Annotated in this window: 16 protein-coding genes and 1 riboswitch; of the genes, 7 read left to right on the top strand and 9 right to left on the bottom strand. The window is 56.8% G+C overall.

The features are described from left to right. Window positions 1-24: 24 nt before the first annotated feature. From JN414_RS04605 to JN414_RS04615, 3 genes are all read right to left on the bottom strand, one after another. Window positions 25-2,643, bottom strand: coding sequence for a TonB-dependent siderophore receptor (locus JN414_RS04605; protein ID WP_202206908.1), 2,619 nt, complete (start codon window positions 2,641-2,643; stop codon window positions 25-27). 182 nt (window positions 2,644-2,825) lie between these two features. Continuing rightward, entirely contained in the window at window positions 2,826-3,458 is a 633-nt protein-coding gene (gmk, locus tag JN414_RS04610) for a guanylate kinase (protein ID WP_202206909.1), read from the bottom strand. A gap of 80 nt (window positions 3,459-3,538) precedes the next feature. Then, the gene (locus JN414_RS04615) at window positions 3,539-4,804 is read right to left on the bottom strand and encodes an AI-2E family transporter (RefSeq protein WP_202206910.1); all 1,266 of its coding nucleotides are present in this window, start codon (window positions 4,802-4,804) and stop codon (window positions 3,539-3,541) included. Window positions 4,805-4,978: 174 nt separating this feature from the next. Between JN414_RS04615 and pqqA the strand changes: the two genes are divergently transcribed. The 6 genes from pqqA to JN414_RS04645 all read left to right on the top strand — a co-directional run bounded on the left by pqqA (window position 4,979) and on the right by JN414_RS04645 (window position 9,295). Then, a complete protein-coding gene (gene pqqA / locus JN414_RS04620; RefSeq protein WP_010502998.1) occupies window positions 4,979-5,059 on the top strand; it encodes a pyrroloquinoline quinone precursor peptide PqqA in 81 nt (26 codons plus the stop codon). An 88-nt stretch (window positions 5,060-5,147) separates the two neighbouring features. Then, window positions 5,148-6,062, top strand: a complete 915-nt coding sequence (pqqB, locus tag JN414_RS04625) for a pyrroloquinoline quinone biosynthesis protein PqqB (RefSeq protein WP_202206911.1) — start codon at window positions 5,148-5,150, stop codon at window positions 6,060-6,062. Next, entirely contained in the window at window positions 6,059-6,778 is a 720-nt protein-coding gene (gene pqqC / locus JN414_RS04630; RefSeq protein ID WP_064275209.1) for a pyrroloquinoline-quinone synthase PqqC, read from the top strand. The genes pqqB and pqqC overlap by 4 nt, the downstream gene beginning before the upstream one ends. Beyond that, complete coding sequence (gene pqqD, locus JN414_RS04635; protein ID WP_064275210.1) at window positions 6,775-7,050, top strand: pyrroloquinoline quinone biosynthesis peptide chaperone PqqD; 276 nt, start codon at window positions 6,775-6,777, stop codon at window positions 7,048-7,050. Before pqqC ends, pqqD begins: the two co-directional genes overlap by 4 nt. Next, the gene (gene pqqE / locus JN414_RS04640) at window positions 7,047-8,114 is read left to right on the top strand and encodes a pyrroloquinoline quinone biosynthesis protein PqqE (protein ID WP_202206912.1); all 1,068 of its coding nucleotides are present in this window, start codon (window positions 7,047-7,049) and stop codon (window positions 8,112-8,114) included. Before pqqD ends, pqqE begins: the two co-directional genes overlap by 4 nt. A 20-nt stretch (window positions 8,115-8,134) precedes the next feature. Then, window positions 8,135-9,295 (top strand): pyridoxal phosphate-dependent aminotransferase, encoded by a 1,161-nt coding sequence (locus tag JN414_RS04645; protein WP_202206913.1) that lies wholly within the window; start codon window positions 8,135-8,137, stop codon window positions 9,293-9,295. A 21-nt stretch (window positions 9,296-9,316) separates the two neighbouring features. Here JN414_RS04645 and ribH read toward each other — a convergent pair whose 3' ends face one another. From ribH to JN414_RS04675, 6 genes are all read right to left on the bottom strand, one after another. Beyond that, window positions 9,317-9,793 (bottom strand): 6,7-dimethyl-8-ribityllumazine synthase, encoded by a 477-nt coding sequence (gene ribH, locus JN414_RS04650; protein WP_202206914.1) that lies wholly within the window; start codon window positions 9,791-9,793, stop codon window positions 9,317-9,319. Then, window positions 9,790-11,043, bottom strand: a complete 1,254-nt coding sequence (gene ribB, locus JN414_RS04655; protein WP_202206915.1) for a 3,4-dihydroxy-2-butanone-4-phosphate synthase — start codon at window positions 11,041-11,043, stop codon at window positions 9,790-9,792. The genes ribH and ribB overlap by 4 nt, the downstream gene beginning before the upstream one ends. Then, entirely contained in the window at window positions 11,040-11,678 is a 639-nt protein-coding gene (locus JN414_RS04660) for a riboflavin synthase (RefSeq protein WP_064275216.1), read from the bottom strand. Before JN414_RS04660 ends, ribB begins: the two co-directional genes overlap by 4 nt. Beyond that, on the bottom strand, window positions 11,660-12,631 hold the full coding sequence (ribD, locus tag JN414_RS04665) for a bifunctional diaminohydroxyphosphoribosylaminopyrimidine deaminase/5-amino-6-(5-phosphoribosylamino)uracil reductase RibD (protein ID WP_252348572.1): 972 nt from the start codon (window positions 12,629-12,631) through the stop codon (window positions 11,660-11,662). The genes JN414_RS04660 and ribD overlap by 19 nt, the downstream gene beginning before the upstream one ends. Window positions 12,632-12,814: 183 nt before the next feature. Continuing rightward, window positions 12,815-12,976, bottom strand: a riboswitch (FMN riboswitch). Window positions 12,977-13,161: 185 nt separating this feature from the next. Next, window positions 13,162-13,353 (bottom strand): entericidin A/B family lipoprotein, encoded by a 192-nt coding sequence (locus tag JN414_RS04670; protein ID WP_046900458.1) that lies wholly within the window; start codon window positions 13,351-13,353, stop codon window positions 13,162-13,164. A 139-nt stretch (window positions 13,354-13,492) separates the two neighbouring features. Then, window positions 13,493-14,509 (bottom strand): DUF563 domain-containing protein, encoded by a 1,017-nt coding sequence (locus tag JN414_RS04675; RefSeq protein ID WP_202206916.1) that lies wholly within the window; start codon window positions 14,507-14,509, stop codon window positions 13,493-13,495. A gap of 197 nt (window positions 14,510-14,706) precedes the next feature. Here JN414_RS04675 and JN414_RS04680 point away from each other — a divergent pair, with 197 nt between their 5' ends. Next, window positions 14,707-15,639: a ribose-phosphate pyrophosphokinase gene (locus JN414_RS04680; RefSeq protein WP_046900960.1), complete on the top strand. Its 933-nt coding sequence runs from the start codon at window positions 14,707-14,709 to the stop codon at window positions 15,637-15,639. Window positions 15,640-15,642 lie beyond the last annotated feature (3 nt).

Here is a 15,642-nt window from a genome sequence, read left to right on the forward strand (position 1 = left end):
TCTCCCTGGCAGCCCTTTGCAGGCTCAGAATGTCGCGTTGATACGGCCGTAATAGTAGCCGCCGTTGATCGGCACCTGTGCAGAGTTGGAGTCATAGACAGCGGCACCGTAGGAGCTCAGCTCTTCTGGCAGTCTGCGGGGACGAATGTTGAAGACGTTGTTGCCGCCAACAGCCACATGCCAGTGCTCGTTGAAGCGATAGCCGACTTCAAGATCGGTCAGCCAGCGCGGTGTGTTCTTGAACTGACCAAAGCAGGTGTTGGAGTAACGAAGGGCAGCTCCTCCCGCAGCAGCACAGGTGGCAGAAGCTGGCGTCCAGTCCTGATAGGTCATCATGCTGGTGGTTTCGCCGTAACGCGTCTGACGCACGTTGATGTCCCACTTGCCGACTGTGTAGTAGGCGTTGAGGATGATCTTGCTACGCGGGTAGCCCGTCGTGAGATAACCAATTGTCTGCGCATTGAGCAGCGGGTTGCCGTTTGTATCGCTGGCAACATGATGCATGCGGGTACGGTTCAGATCCAGCGCCATGCTGAGGGCGAGATTACCGTAACGATGCAGGTGGAACGTGTAGTCAGCCTTGATGTCCAGGCCCTGTGTCCGCGTGCTGGCAACGTTGGCAAAGTAATAGGCCGAGACGTTGCTGATATCAAAAGAGTTGACGGGCAGCGCGTAACCCATGGCCTGAATGGCGTCGACAGCCGCCTGACCCTTCGTGGTTCCACCTTGCGAAATGCGGTTGCGCAGATTGATCTGATAGACGTCTGCCTCCACATGGAAGCCCTTGACCGGTTCCACGACGACGCCGCCACTGGAGCTTACGGAATATTCGGGCTTGAGCGGGCTGGCACCCAAGATCTGTGCTGCTGCGGAGCTGACAGGCAGAAGGCCACTGGCGCTGGTCGGGCTCACACTCATCGTGCTGTAGTGCTGCTCGGCGAGGGTCGGGGCACGGAAGCCTGTGCTGATCGTTCCGCGGAAGGCCAGCCAGGGCGTTGCGTCGTAGCGTGTGGAGACCTTGCCGTTCTGGGCATTGCCAACGTCTGTGTAATGCTCGAAGCGGCCTGCGAAATCCAGATCCCAGTGCTTCAGAGGGTGGAAATCGCCGTCGATATATGCGGCCCAGATGTTTCGGCTCCAGGAGCCCGCATTCTGTGGTCGCAGACCAGCATAACCCTGCGTACCACCAACTTCGTAAGAAGCGGGTTCACCAGCGACGATGTCATACATCTCGAGGCGATGTTCACCCCCAAAGGCAAGAACCATCGGGACGGTGTTGAAGATGTTGATCTTCCGGCGGAAATCCAGATTGTTGGTCCACTGGGCATTACGGTAGTTCAGCGCGCGCACAGTCGTGGGAGACCAGCCACACCCGGTGGAGGAATAATTGGCGACGTTGCCGTTGTTGCAGGTAGAGCCCAGCATACCGGTGTTGGCCGTGTTCTTGTTGCTGATCTTATCCTGATCTGCACCGTAAACCGTGCTCAGATCCCAGTCGAAGCCATAGAAATCATGCCCTTTGAGGCCGAGTTCACCGGCGTAGTCGTCTTCATCAATGACTTCGAGCGGAGAAAAGCCGGAAGGATACAGCGTTGGAGCAATGCTGGGGACACGGTAATTCTGAATGGCTTCGGCATGCCGATGGGCGTAGGTCACCTGTCCATACAGATCGATTTTTTCAGTAATCGGCTTCCCGAAATCAATCCCCAGATTTTCACGGGTTTCTTCGGGGGTGCTCATGATTTTGTTAGAATTTTTCGGCACGTTCACGGCATTGGCCACAACGCCTGTATAGTAGCCATTGGTGTTGGCGCCTGCCGGCCAGCTTCCCAGAAGGCGATGGTCATTCGCGCCAGCAACAAAGTGATCCGTGTGATAAACCTGCCCGCTGATGTGCATGAAACCATCATGGCCAAGTTTGAAGCCACCATCAGCATTGAGCTGATACTGCCATCCGTCTCCGTTATAGGCGTTCGCGCCAGTTTGAGCGGACATGTTCAGGCCGTGATTCTGCTTCTTGGTGATGATGTTCACCACGCCTGCAATCGCATCGGAGCCGTACATGGCTGCTGCGCCATCTTCCAGAACTTCGATGTGGTCGATCATGTTTGCCGGGATCATATTCAGATCGACTGGCGTGGAGCCAAATTGGGGCCCGGCGTTCTGTACGATGTTGGCTGTGACGTGGCGGCGCTTGCCATCAATCAGGATCAGCACCTGGTTTGGGTTAAGGCCACGCATCCGGATTGAGGACGTGAGAGCGGCGGTATCACTTCCCTTCGCAGAGACGTTGATCGAAGCATAGGTGCGGGTCAGGGCATCAGCCAGATTCATCTGGCCGGACCGTCGCAGCGTTGCGGCGGACACGACTGTTACCGGGCTCGAGCTGTCTCGAGCCCTTTTGTTACTGGCATGTGTCCCCGTAACGATCATGCTCTCATTGCCGCCTTCAGCAGCGTGATGCTGCACAGCCTGTCGCTTCACTGCCGTGGGCGTTGTTGCTGCCTGAGGCGTGGCATGACGATGGATGGTTTTGGGATGAGTATTCGCCGTTGCCGTACGTGTTGCGGCAAAAGCATGGGTTCCGACGGTGGACGCCAGGAGAGACGTTGTTGCGAAGAAAAAGAGACGCCTTGATGACATACCGTCGACTCCCAATAAGCTACGGTCTTCTGCAGCACCAACGCTGCTGTCATTATTCATAACGAACTCGTTACGTCTGGCTATGCAAATTCTGATACCGAAATGTTTTGTCATTCTGAAAAAGAAACAAAGGCCGCAATCAGTAAATTGCGGCCTTCTGGAACATTCAGATTTTGAAGATGTCAGGCGGTCTTGTTGAAGGCCGCTACAATATTGGAGAGGTTTCTCTGCCTTCGTGTCGCAAGCCGTGCAGCAGTCAGAACAGATCTGGCTTGAGAGATAGCTGTATCGAGGTCAGAATTAATGATCGTGTGGTCAAACTCTGCCCAGTGAGAAATTTCATCCAGCGCGGCTTTCATGCGCTTTGCAATTTCTGCCGGGTCGTCAGAGGCCCGTTTGTGAAGCCTGCGTTCCAGTTCTTCAAGCGACGGTGGCAGAACAAACAGGCTCACTACGTCTGCGGGGAGGGCGGCTCTCAGCTGGCGATGGCCTTGCCAGTCAATGTCAAAGACCATGTCATGACCGGCCTCTAATGCCTCCTCAACGGGCGCGCGTGGCGTGCCATAGCCACGGCCGAAAACTTCTGCCCATTCCAGAAGCTCTCCGGCGTCTGCCATTGTGCGAAAGGCTTCGATATCCCGGAAGTGGTAATGAACCCCTTCGACTTCCCCGGGGCGCGGCCCACGGGTCGTCACGGAAACAGAGTGCTTCAATGATGGCTCTGACGCACGAAGGGCGTTTGCAATCGTGGATTTACCCGCACCGGAGGGGGCTGAAATCACCAGGCAGACACCGCGTCGGGGCTGTTGGATCATGAGGGTCTCCTTGATGTTTCCTGAGGCAGGACAATGTCGCTGCCTCTAGCCTGAAAACCCCTTGTCTGACCAGATGTTCCTCAGGTTTCGGACTGAAGCTGGGCTGTTATTGCGCTGCTGAGAGACCGTCTGCGGGATCCGCCAAGGATGTGGCCGAGGGGGGCCAGAACCTCGATATGGTCACAGATGATCTTGAAAACGGCGAGCATCGGGACGGACAGGAAGGCGCCGGAAATGCCCCACATCCAGTCCCAGAACAGAAGAGACCCCATGACGAAAACCGGGTTCAGCGTGAAACGCCGGGCCAGAAGCATAGGGGTGATGGTTTCTCCTTCCAGCACATGAATCAGCAGGTAGATGGAAGGGGGAACCAGTGCATAAAGCAGGGACGGGAAGGTAAAGAGCCCTACAACGAAATAAACCACCATTCCGGTCAGGGGGCCGATGATCGGGATGTAGTTGAGCAAAAAAGCCAGAACCCCCCAGAGCAGGGGATTGGGCATGCCCGTTGCCCAGCACTGGATCATGTTCGCAAGCCCCACCAACAGGTTCATCATCGTGATGGTTGCAAGGTAAAGCGAGACATTCCGTTCGATCTGGGTCGTAATCTGAACGAGCCGACGCTTCTTCCGGAATGTGGGCATGATTTCCACAATCCGGCGTAGCAGTGTGTCCCCTTCCGTCATGAGGAAGAAGAGCATCAGCAGCATGGAAAAGAAGCCGCCTGCAATTTCCCTGGTGCCCGCGAGAACCGACGTTCCAAGGCGGCTGAGGGCATTCTCTCCACCAATCGGAGCCGCTACGGCATGAGAACCAGAGGGTCTGTAGCCGCCGAACATCCCGGAAAGCCGCATGTAATCCCGCTGCATGACTTCAATCGGCCCTCGCATGACGGCCAGTTTGCTCTGAAGAGCAGGGAGGGTCTGTGGTGCGCGGGAAATCCATCCCGCCGCGGGGACGGAAATCGTGGTCGCAATCCCTCCAACCACGCCAAACATGGCAACGATCAACAGAAGGGCAGCCAGATGTTTGGGAAGATGAAGCCTCTGCCGAAGGAAGCGCATAGGGGCGATCATCATCAGATTGACGACTAGTGCGAACACGAACGGCAGAAGAATGGGGGCTGTGAAGTATAGAGAGTAGAATACGGCCAGAATCGTCAGAATCAGAACGCAGATGTCCCGGACGTTCAGGTGCTGACGTAATATGTTACGGTCGAGCGTCGGATCTGGCAGCTCATCGTTATCCCGCGGAGGGGGCCAACTTGGGCCGGATGCATCCTCTTCCGGCGGAAGAGAGCCTTTCTGGCTGGAAACTGCGGAAGGCTCTGTCGGACGGCCGGACATGTTTGATGCCTGAAGCGGAGAAGGGTGACGTCAGGGTAAAAGCCCTGACAGAGGACACAGTTGCGTGTTCTGCCCAAAAACCCTCTTGAACTCCAGTGGGAAGAGGTAACTAAATAATGATCAGAGCTGGTGGGGGTCTGCCCTGCTGGCGAACCTGGAGCTAGGAGAACAGCCATGGCTTGGAACACGCCGAAAGTTACCGAAATTCCGCTAGGCGCAGAAATCAACTCGTACGTCTGCGGCGAGAAGAAGTAATTATCTTTTTCCTTTCGGGGAAAATGGCGGCCGCCTCCCACAGGGGCGGCCGTTTTCTGTTCATGCTTCCCAGACGGTTTTCTGAAAAATGATTGATGTCATCGTGCTCGGCTCCGCGGCCGGCGGTGGTTTCCCCCAATGGAACTCCGCAGCGCCGGGTTGTGTAGCCGCCCGCACGCGACAGGGCGCACGCCCTCGCACTCAGGCCTCCATTGCCGTGAGTGCTGATGGAGAGCACTGGTTTGTTCTCAACGCCTCCCCTGATCTCCGGCAGCAGATTATCGAGACTCCGGCCCTTCACCATCAGGGCAGTCTGCGCGGGACCCCGATCCAGAGCGTCATTCTCACCTGTGGTGAAATTGACGCCATTACGGGTCTGCTGACCCTGCGGGAACGTGAGCCTTTCACGCTCATGGGGAGTGACTCCACACTGGAGCAACTGGCGGCCAATCCGATCTTCGGTGCGCTCGATCCTGCAATTGTCCCGCGCGTTCCTCTGACGCTTGATGCGCCTACCGCTTTAAAGCTGAAGGATGGCAGCCTGTCAGGTCTGACGCTCACAGCCTTTGCTGTGCCGGGGAAAGCTCCGCTTTATGCAGAAGCCGAAGGTTCCCGACCTGATGAGACACTGGGTGTGTCCATCACGGATGGAAAGCAAACGGTTCTGTTCATCCCCGGCTGCGCTCACATCACACCAGAAATCATCGAACGTGCCGCTCAAGCGGATCTGCTGTTTTTTGACGGCACCCTATGGCGCGATGATGAAATGATCCGCGCAGGGCTGAGTCCCAAGACAGGTCAGCGTATGGGGCACGTTTCTGTCCGGGATAGTGGTGGCCCGGTGAAGTGCTTCGCGTCCTGCTCAAAACCGCGTAAAGTCTTGATTCACATCAACAACTCGAACCCGGTTCTGATGGAAGACAGTCCGGAACGCAAAGACGTCGAGAACGCGGGGTGGACCGTGTCCGAAGACGGCATGACTTTCAGACTGGAAACACCATGACACTCCTGACCCCTGATCAGCTCGAAGCTCGTCTCCGCCAGATTGGTGCTGAGCGCTATCACAACCGTCATCCGTTCCACCGCAAGCTGCATGACGGGCTTCTGACGAAGCAGCAGGTGCAGGCCTGGGCCCTGAACCGCTACTATTATCAGGCGAAGATCCCGGCCAAGGACGCCACGCTCCTTGCTCGCCTCCCGACCGCCGAGCTGCGCCGCGAATGGCGTCGCCGCATCGAGGATCATGACGGTACAGAGCCGGGAACAGGTGGTGTCGCCCGGTGGCTCGTACTCACGGATGGTCTGGGTCTTGATCGGGACTATGTGGAGAGCACGGACGGCCTGTTGCCCGCGACGCGCTTTGCTGTGGATGCGTATGTGAATTTCGTGCGTGATCAGTCCATTCTGGCCGCTATCGCATCCTCCCTGACCGAGCTGTTCTCCCCCACGATCATCAGCGAACGTGTCTCGGGGATGCTGCGGCACTACGACTTCATTTCTGAAGAAACGCTGGCCTATTTCACCCCACGCCTTACGCAGGCTCCTCGGGATTCCGATTTCGCGCTGGCCTACGTGCGGGAGAATGCTCGAACGCCAGAACAGCAGCGCGAAGTTTTGGGTGCTCTGGAGTTCAAGTGCTCCGTTCTGTGGTCCATGCTGGATGCGCTGGATTACGCGTATGTGGAAGGGCACATCCCGCCGGGCGCTTTCGTCCCATGAGCGTGACGGAAGAGACCGTCCTGTCCTTTGCGCGTGGTCATCGGTTGCAACATGACCGTGTTCGGGATGTCTGGCTTGTTCAGGCTCCCGAAAAGGCTTTCATTATCGAAGGCGCCGCCCCACATATCCTGGGTCTTGTGGACGGGGAGCTGCCTGTTGGCTCTATTATAGAGAAGCTGACGGAACAGTTCTCCGCCCCGCGCGAAGTCATCTCCACAGATGTTCTCGCGCTTCTTTCTGATCTGACGGAAAAGGGCGTTCTGCGCGCATGACCTTGCCCCAGCCACCGATGAGCCTTCTGGCTGAACTGACCCATCGTTGTCCGCTTGCCTGCCCATACTGCTCCAATCCGTTGGATCTGGAACGCAAGGCGGCAGAGCTGGATACGGCTGGATGGAGGCGGGTGCTTGAACAGGCGGCGGAGATGGGCGTCCTGCAGGTTCACTTCTCGGGCGGTGAGCCTATGGCCCGGCCAGATCTGGTCGAATTGGTGACGCTGGCACGAAAGCTGAATCTTTATACAAACCTTATCACCTCCGGCGTCCTGCTGGATGAAGCCAAACTTGATGCGCTGGATAAGGCCGGGCTGGATCATATCCAGCTTTCTTTCCAAGATGTGACGGAAGAGGGCGCCGAACGCATTGGCGGCCTGAAAGGCGCGCAGCCTCGCAAGCTTAAAGCCGCCCGGTTGATTCAGGCGTCCGGGATTCCCATGACGTTGAACTTTGTTGTTCACCGGGAAAATGTCGCGCGCATTCCACAAATGTTTGAGCTGGCACGTCAGCTTGGGGCTGGCCGCGTCGAAATTGCTCATACCCAGTATTATGGCTGGGGCCTCAAAAACCGCGATGCGCTGCTTCCCAGCAGAGAACAGCTCGAAGAGTCCACGCGTGCTGTAGAAGCCGAGCGTGAGAAGGGAGGTCTTGCCATTGATTACGTCACGCCAGATTATCATGCAGACCGTCCCAAGCCCTGTATGGGCGGCTGGGGGCAGCGGTTCGTGAACATCTCCCCGTCTGGTCGTGTTCTTCCCTGTCATGCTGCGGAAATCATTCCGAATGTGACCTTCCCGAACGTCCGGGATGAATCGCTTGCCGATATCTGGAATAATTCCCACCTGTTCAACATGTTCCGCGGAACGGAGTGGATGCCGGAAGCCTGCAGGGCCTGTGACCGCAAGGAGATCGACTGGGGAGGCTGTCGTTGTCAGGCGCTGGCTCTGACAGGGAATGCCGCCAACATGGACCCGGTTTGCAGCCGCTCACCATTTCATGACATCGTCGAGAAGGCGGTGGAGCAGGCAGAAACGCCTGAACTGGTTTACCGTCGCTTCTGAAGTTTTGTACCGAGTTTCCCATGCCCGTTCCGGACATTGACCAGTTTCACGCTATCTCCATTAGTGCGCTTGCTCACAAGCTTGCGGCGGAGGGGCGCAGCATCATTCATATGGAGTTTGGTCAGCCCTCCACTGGTGCGCCGAAGGAAGCCATTGAACGGGCACAGCATATTCTGGCGACAGATCCCATGGGATATTGGGAAAGCCAGCCCCTCAAGGAGCGTATTGCCCGGCATTACCAGGAGACCTACGGCGTCGCCGTTCAGCCAGAGCAGGTAATCCTGACCTGCGGCGCCTCTCCGGCGCTTGTCTTGGCTTTGACGAGTTGTTTTGTGCCTAGGCAGCGTATTGCGCTCGCACGACCGGGTTATGTTGCTTACCGGAATACGCTCCGCACACTTCATATGGTGCCGGTGGAAATTCCTTGCGGAGAAGCTGAACGCTTCCAGTTGACGGCCAAAGCCGTGGCCGAGCTGGAACCTGCACCAGACGGTCTTATTATTGCCAGCCCTGCCAATCCAACGGGGACAATTCTGCCAAACAGTGAATTGCAGGCTATCATTGATGTCTGCAAGGCCCGTGGAATCCGGATTGTATCAGACGAGATTTATCATGGTCTGAGCTACGGGGAGCCCGCCCATAGTGTTCTGGAACATGACTCAGACGCGCTTGTGATCAACAGCTTTTCAAAATACTTCAGTATGGCTCCGTGGCGGCTGGGATGGCTGATTGTGCCATCGGACAAGATAGATGCTGCCCGGGCGCGCATGGGAAATCTTTTCCTCACACCATCGGCGCTGAGTCAACATGCAGGACTGGTCGCTTTTGACTGTCGGCAAGAGCTCGATGGCCATATTGAGACCTATCGTCGAAACCGCGATCTGCTTCTTGAAGCTCTGCCCTCGCTTGGCCTGACGCATATCGCACCACCGGATGGTGCATTCTATATTTACGCGGATATTGGACATCTCACAGAGGATAGTCTGTCGTTCTGTCGTAAGCTTCTTCTGGAAACGGGGGTCACGACGGCGCCTGGTGTAGACTTCGACCCAGTCAATGGTAATCGCTTCATGCGGTTCAGTTTTGCCGTTTCCACTGATCGGATTGAAGAGGCTGTGCGTCGCATGACGCCTTGGTTTCGGCAGCAGGCCAACGAGAGGGCTTTAAGCCAAGACGACTGAGACCGTCTTGGCTTATTCGAGTTAGGCTACCGGCACGTTCCGAAGGAAAGCTACGCTTTCCACGCAGGCCGCGGCAGCTTCACGGCCTTTGTTCTCAGCGTCTTCGCGTGAACGGGCAACAGCCTGTGCTTCGGTGTAAGTTGTCAGGATACCGAACGCGACTGGTACTTCCGTTGCGAGCTGAGCCTGCATGATACCGATGGTTGCACCCAAGGAGATAAACTCAAAGTGCGCGGTGTCTCCCTTGATGACGCAGCCGAGGCAGATCACGCCTTCATATTTGCCCGATTTAGCCAGTCGCTGAGCAAGAAGCGGCAGCTCAAACGCCCCCGGAGCATCATAGACGTCCACATCCGTGATGCCGCGCTCTTCCATCCATTCGAGCGCCCCATTCTTCAGGCCACCTGTAATGCCAGTGTTAAAACGGCTGACGATGATCGCCATTTTGGGGGCTGGAGAAAGGCGCAGGTCAGGGGCGACGGGGATATGCTTGCTCATGCGGGCTGTTCCTGAAGGAAATGGCCCATCCGCGTCCGCTTGGTGGCGAGATAGGCCCGGTTAAAAGGGTTGGCTTCAATTTCCAGTCGCTCGCGGGACTGCACATCAAAACCGAAGCGAACAAGATTGGATTCCTTGTCCGGATTGTTCGTCAGAAGGCGAAGGGACGTGACGCCCAGATGCCGGAGCAGGTCAGCGGCTGCATCCCATTCACGGGCATCCGCGGGCAGGCCCAGAGCCTCGTTTGCCTCCACTGTGTCCATGCCACCATCCTGAAGCTCATAGGCCCGGATCTTGTTGGCAAGGCCAATGCCCCGGCCCTCATGACCGCGCATATAAATCAGCACGCCACATTCAGACGCCGAGATCCGCTCAAGAGCCTCCCGAAGCTGAGCGCCGCAATCGCACCGCAAAGACCCCAATGCGTCACCCGTGACACATTCTGAGTGCAGTCGAACCAGCGGGGTTCCCTGAGACGGATCTCCCTTCACGAGGGCCACGTGTTCGACACCGTCTACGGCCCGGAAGGCATGAATCTTCAGATCATGGCCACCGAAAATGCTGGGAAGAGCAGACACAGCCACCATTTCACCGGCAGCAGGGACTGGTGTGCTGATCAGTTGAGCATCATCCACGGAGCCACGCCCGTGCTCGCGGCACCACTCCTGCAAGTCCGCAATACTGACGACTGGCATTCCATGCTTTGCGGCGAAGCGGCGTAATTCGGGCAGGCGCATCATGCTCCCGTCGTCCGCCATGATTTCGCAGATCACACCAGCAGGCTCGAGGCCAGCGAGGCGCGCAATATCGATCGACCCTTCGGTGTGGCCGTTACGGGCGATTACACCCTCTGGGTGCGCGCGCAGAGGAAAGATGTGGCCCGGCGAAATGACATCGGCTGCTGTTGCGTCAGGGCTGGCAGCAACAACGATTGTCCGGGCACGGTCTGCGGCCGAAATGCCAGTGGTTACGCCTGTGGCCGCCTCAATGGAGACCGTGAAGGCCGTGCCGCGCGGGTCACGGTTGCGGCTAACCATGGGGGGTAGACCAAGACGGTCCACCTGCTCAGCTTCCAAAGGAAGGCAGACCAGACCCCGCGCTTCACGCACCATGAAATTGATGGCTTCCGGAGTAGCGAACTGTGCCGCCATGACCAGATCGCCTTCATTTTCACGGTTCTCGTCATCAACCATGACGACCATGCCACCTGCGCGAATGGCTTCGATGGCAGCTTTCAGGGATGGCTTCATGACGCAACCTTTCCAAGTGTAGGCGAGAAGCGCAGCAGGTTTTCGACGTACTTGGAGAGTACATCGACCTCCACGTTCATGCGTGTTCCGACTGTGAGGGACGAGAGGTTGGTATGGTCCCAGGTATGTGGGATGATTGTCAGACCAACCTCAAATCCGGACTGGTTTCCCCGAACAACATCATCATGCAGTTCGTTAACCGTCAGGCTGATCCCATCGAACGTGATGGAGCCTTTTTCCACGACATACTGGCGCAGGGCCTGTGGGACGAAAATGCGGAGGGCGTAAGAATCTCCGGATTTTTCGACACTGGCAAACGTCGCAACATTATCGACATGTCCCTGCACGATATGCCCGGACAATCGGGTATTGGCTGCGACCGCACGTTCCAGATTAACGCGGGAACCGGCTTTGAGCTGCTCGAGAGGCGTCCGGGAGAGAGTTTCGCCGCTCAGATGAAATGTTGCCACCCCAGCCGCATCGAACGTTTCAACCGTCAGACAGACGCCATTCACTGCGACGCTTTCGCCTAGCTCAAGATCAGGAAAGCCTGTCTCGACAGTCAGGTCCATGGCCTTGTCACGGAGGGAGACGGCTTTGACAGTACCCAGACGCTCTATGATTCCAGAGAACATGCGCTTTCCCTCAGCAGTCGTAGCGGGCTCTCGTCCCGCGATTGAAGTTCGATGTGATCAGTGTCGCCGTCTTTGCGGATGGTCAGCCAGTCGTCCCATAGACCAGCGTCGGACACTGTTTTCAGAAGGGATGGACCGGCTTCCACCATGGCCCAGTTCACGCCGCGCTCGGCCAGCATGGCAGGGACGGAGAGAAGGTCAGGAGTGACCAGAACCGTGAACCCGGCCTGTTCCATCCCGTTTTTCCAGTCTGCGGGCAGGCGCCCTTTCCGGTCACACACCACAAGAAGGCGTGGGCCTCGATCCGCGTGATCCGCTACCCGACGCACTGTAAAGCGCGGCTTGTCAGCCAGAACCGTACCAATGCCCGTGATGATGGCATCGGTAGCGCGGCGAAGACGATGAGCCAGCGTCAGTGAGGCTTCGGACGTGAACGTCGTCTGTCCCATCGGCGGAATCATCGTACCATTTGAATCCAGAGCCTGCTTGACGCTGATCCACGGACGATGACGAACGACGCGGCTCAGGAAAGGCGCCAGAAGGGCACGGCAATCGCGCTCAAGATCAGCCATTTCCGGGACATCCGAAAGGAATGTCACGCTGCGCCCGTTTGGCATCTCCCGCAGCCGCTCTGCGCCGCCCGCAGCCTGCGGATTAGGATCAGCAACGCCGATCCAGACATGCTCGACGGGACTATTGCGGAGCGCTTCACTGCAGGGAGGTGTACGCCCCGTGTGATTGCAGGGCTCAAGCGTCACAATCGCGGTGCGCACATCGCCCAGAACGCCGGCATCGCGAGCCTGTGCAAGAGCCATTGCTTCTGCATGAGGCTGCCCGACCCTCGGATGAACGCCGATGGTGAGAACACGACCTTCTGCATCGAGCAGTGCGCATCCGACAGACGGATTGGGAGATGTTGCTCCCAATGTGTCGGCCGCACGGTCAATAGCCATCCGAAATCCTGCTCGGATCTGGCTGGCACTGACGGCACTGGAAAAGGCGGTTTGTTTCAACAAGGCTGCGGTCACGGTCCCATTATTCGGGACGTTCGCAGGGCGCACGCCACCCTTAACCGATGTTCGCAGTGGGAGAGTGCGAAAATGCACGGTCCTCCCACCCGAGCAATCGGGCAAGTGCTGCGTTCTCTCTCATCCGGACTATGACCGTCGGCTCCGGAGTCTCACCGGATCTGCTTGACCCTTCCTATCCGTGGATAAGAAGGCGCTCGCGGGCTTAGGAGGGACCGAAATCCCTTCAATACCGCCGGTGGGGAGTTTCACCCCGCCCCGAGAACGTCTGTTCAGTCAGGAATATGAGACCGGGAAATCACAGATTACAAGTGGAATCGCACACAAAGAGACGTGAAAACCGCTTATGTGTCATATTTCGTAATCTTGTAGGTTTCCTTAAGCACCATAGAAAAAGCCGCCAGAGAAGACTCTGGCGGCTTTTTCTGACTGTTCTCCCTGAAGAGAGACAGCAATCAGTGCGTGGAGGCATCCGTGTGACGCTGAATGGCATCCTGCGTTGCGTTCGCACCGCGAGACACATTGTGGCCCACGGAACTGACGTCCTGACCAGCACCCCGAACAGTGTTGCAGGCCGAGAGAGAGACGGCGGCACCAGACAGTAGCGTCAGGGAAAGTGCAACACGGGCGACGGACTTGATGGACATTGGGTATAACTCCTTGAAGAAGCGTTCGTTATCGAAACGCTATTCGCGGAGGAAAGTTCATCCGCGACAAGACGTTTGTGTGGCCCGATTGTTTCAAAATGAAACAGAAATCGAACATGCCTTCGAGGGGTTGATCCGGTTAACCCAAGGTAAAGTCCGCCAGTTCATCTGCAAGTTTCTCGGGGTCAGGAATCCGGTAGTTCATATGAAAGCCACTTCCTGCGCCAACTGGCTCCAGGCCGGCACTGTCGTACAGATAGCGGGCGTGATTGTTGTTCGCCTTATCGACCAGGCACTGGTTGACCCACATATCCGGACCATGTGCCAGTGTGACAACCCTTCGTTGAGGGAAGAAGAGGCTCGTATGCAGATAGGCGTCATTATACCCGATCACGAGGGGATTTGACGCCCAGAGCTTGAGCTGATCCCGGAAAGTCATTTCACTTGGATAAACGGTTCCAATTCCCTTCGCTCTCAACGCGGACGTCAAAAGGCTTTCATTTTCCACCCTGACATTGCCCTCGGGCAGCTTCTCTTGCGAGAGAAAGAGCACGCGCCCCGGGTGATTCTGTTCGCCTTCGGGCAAAATTTTTCGCCCAATGCTGTGCGCCAGATCTGCAAAGACATCATAAATGAAGGAAAGCTCTTCAAATGCCGCCGCTGCAACTGTGATCCTTGGAAAGCGGACTGGGGATAAAACCTGCAGGAAATGATCTGCCGTCAGATCAAGGGCCGTCGTGATCGTCCTAAAGTAGCTCTGCGCCATCAACTGAGCCACAGATTGCGGACTGCTAAACACCAGCTTCAGGCGTGATCGTGCGTAAGGAGGAAGACCCCACAGGCGAGAGAAGACGTTGGCGAAGAAATAAGGATATGACGGATTCAGGTTTCCAAGGAAAAAATAATCAAACTCATCACTCAGAACCGGGCATGCCGGAATATCCGCACAATCTCTGGAACAGAGTGGTGTGTGAAGCGCACCTGCGCCGGTATAGAGCATTCCCTCAGGAACACTTCGGCCCGAGGGTTCGAAAAGTCCCCACTGCGGGGCAGTTCCAGGCGGGATAAAGACAGCATTTCTGACGTCCCGCTGGTTTGGGAGGTCCTGAATCAGAAGTCTCCGACCAACGAAACCCGTACAGTCTTTCAGGGCCATATCCCGACCTTTCCTGAAGCTTGAAGCAGCCTCCAGCAGGCCGCGCAGACAGTTCTTGAATGTGTTTCGCTTGCATCGGTCAGCACATCAAGCCCAACTTCCGTGCAAAGAATGGCTCAGAACTGATGACAGCAGGGGGGTGCGCTGTTAGAAAGCGCGCAATTCTCCCCCTGACGGATACCAGACGAGGCCGTTTCATGAAGATCGTTGCCTGCAACAGTAATCTGCCGCTGGCTCGTGCGGTGGCGAGTGAACTACGGCTGCCCGTGTGCAAAACCGTGGTCAAACGCTTCGCGGATGGCGAAGTCTTTGTCGAAATTCAGGAGAACGTCCGCGGTGAGGACGTTTTCGTGGTGCAGAGCACCTGCATGCCGACAAACGATCACCTCATGGAACTGCTGGTGATGCTCGACGCGCTGCGTCGTGGGTCTGCCCGCCGGGTAACGGCTGTCATGCCGTATTTTGGATATGCCCGACAGGATCGCAAGTCCGGCCCCCGTACGCCCATTAGTGCAAAGCTGGTTGCCAATCTGCTGACAGAAGCAGGTGCCAACCGTATCCTGACAATGGATCTGCACGCCATGCAGATTCAGGGATTCTTCGATATTCCGACGGACAACCTGTACGCGGCTCCGCTTTTCGTGCGTGATCTTAAAACGCGCCTTCCAGACCGGGAACTCATGATCGTGTCTCCTGATGTTGGTGGTGTTGTTCGTGCCCGTCAGCTTGCACAGCGTCTGAACGTTGATCTGGCCATCATCGACAAGCGCCGTGAACGCGCCGGCGTGTCGGAAGTCATGAACGTGATTGGCGATGTCTCAGGACGTTATTGCGTGCTGGTAGACGACATTGTGGACAGTGGTGGATCACTCTGTAACGCGGCCAATGCTCTCATGAGCCGGGGCGCGGAAGGCGTGGAGGCTTATGTCACTCACGGCGTTCTGACTGGTAATGCCTGCGAGCGCGTGAAAAACAGTCCATTGAACATGCTGACCCTGACGGACAGCATCCCAGCCACCCAGGCGCTGCTCGATACGCCAAACATTCGCCAGATTACGACTGCTAATCTTCTGGCTCGCGCCATGAGCGCCGTTGCAGACGAAAGCTCGGTTTCCTCACTCTTCGACTAAGCT

Origin of the sequence: Gluconobacter sp. Gdi (assembly GCF_014132155.1) — a bacterium.
Taxonomy (GTDB): Bacteria; Pseudomonadota; Alphaproteobacteria; order Acetobacterales; family Acetobacteraceae; genus Gluconobacter.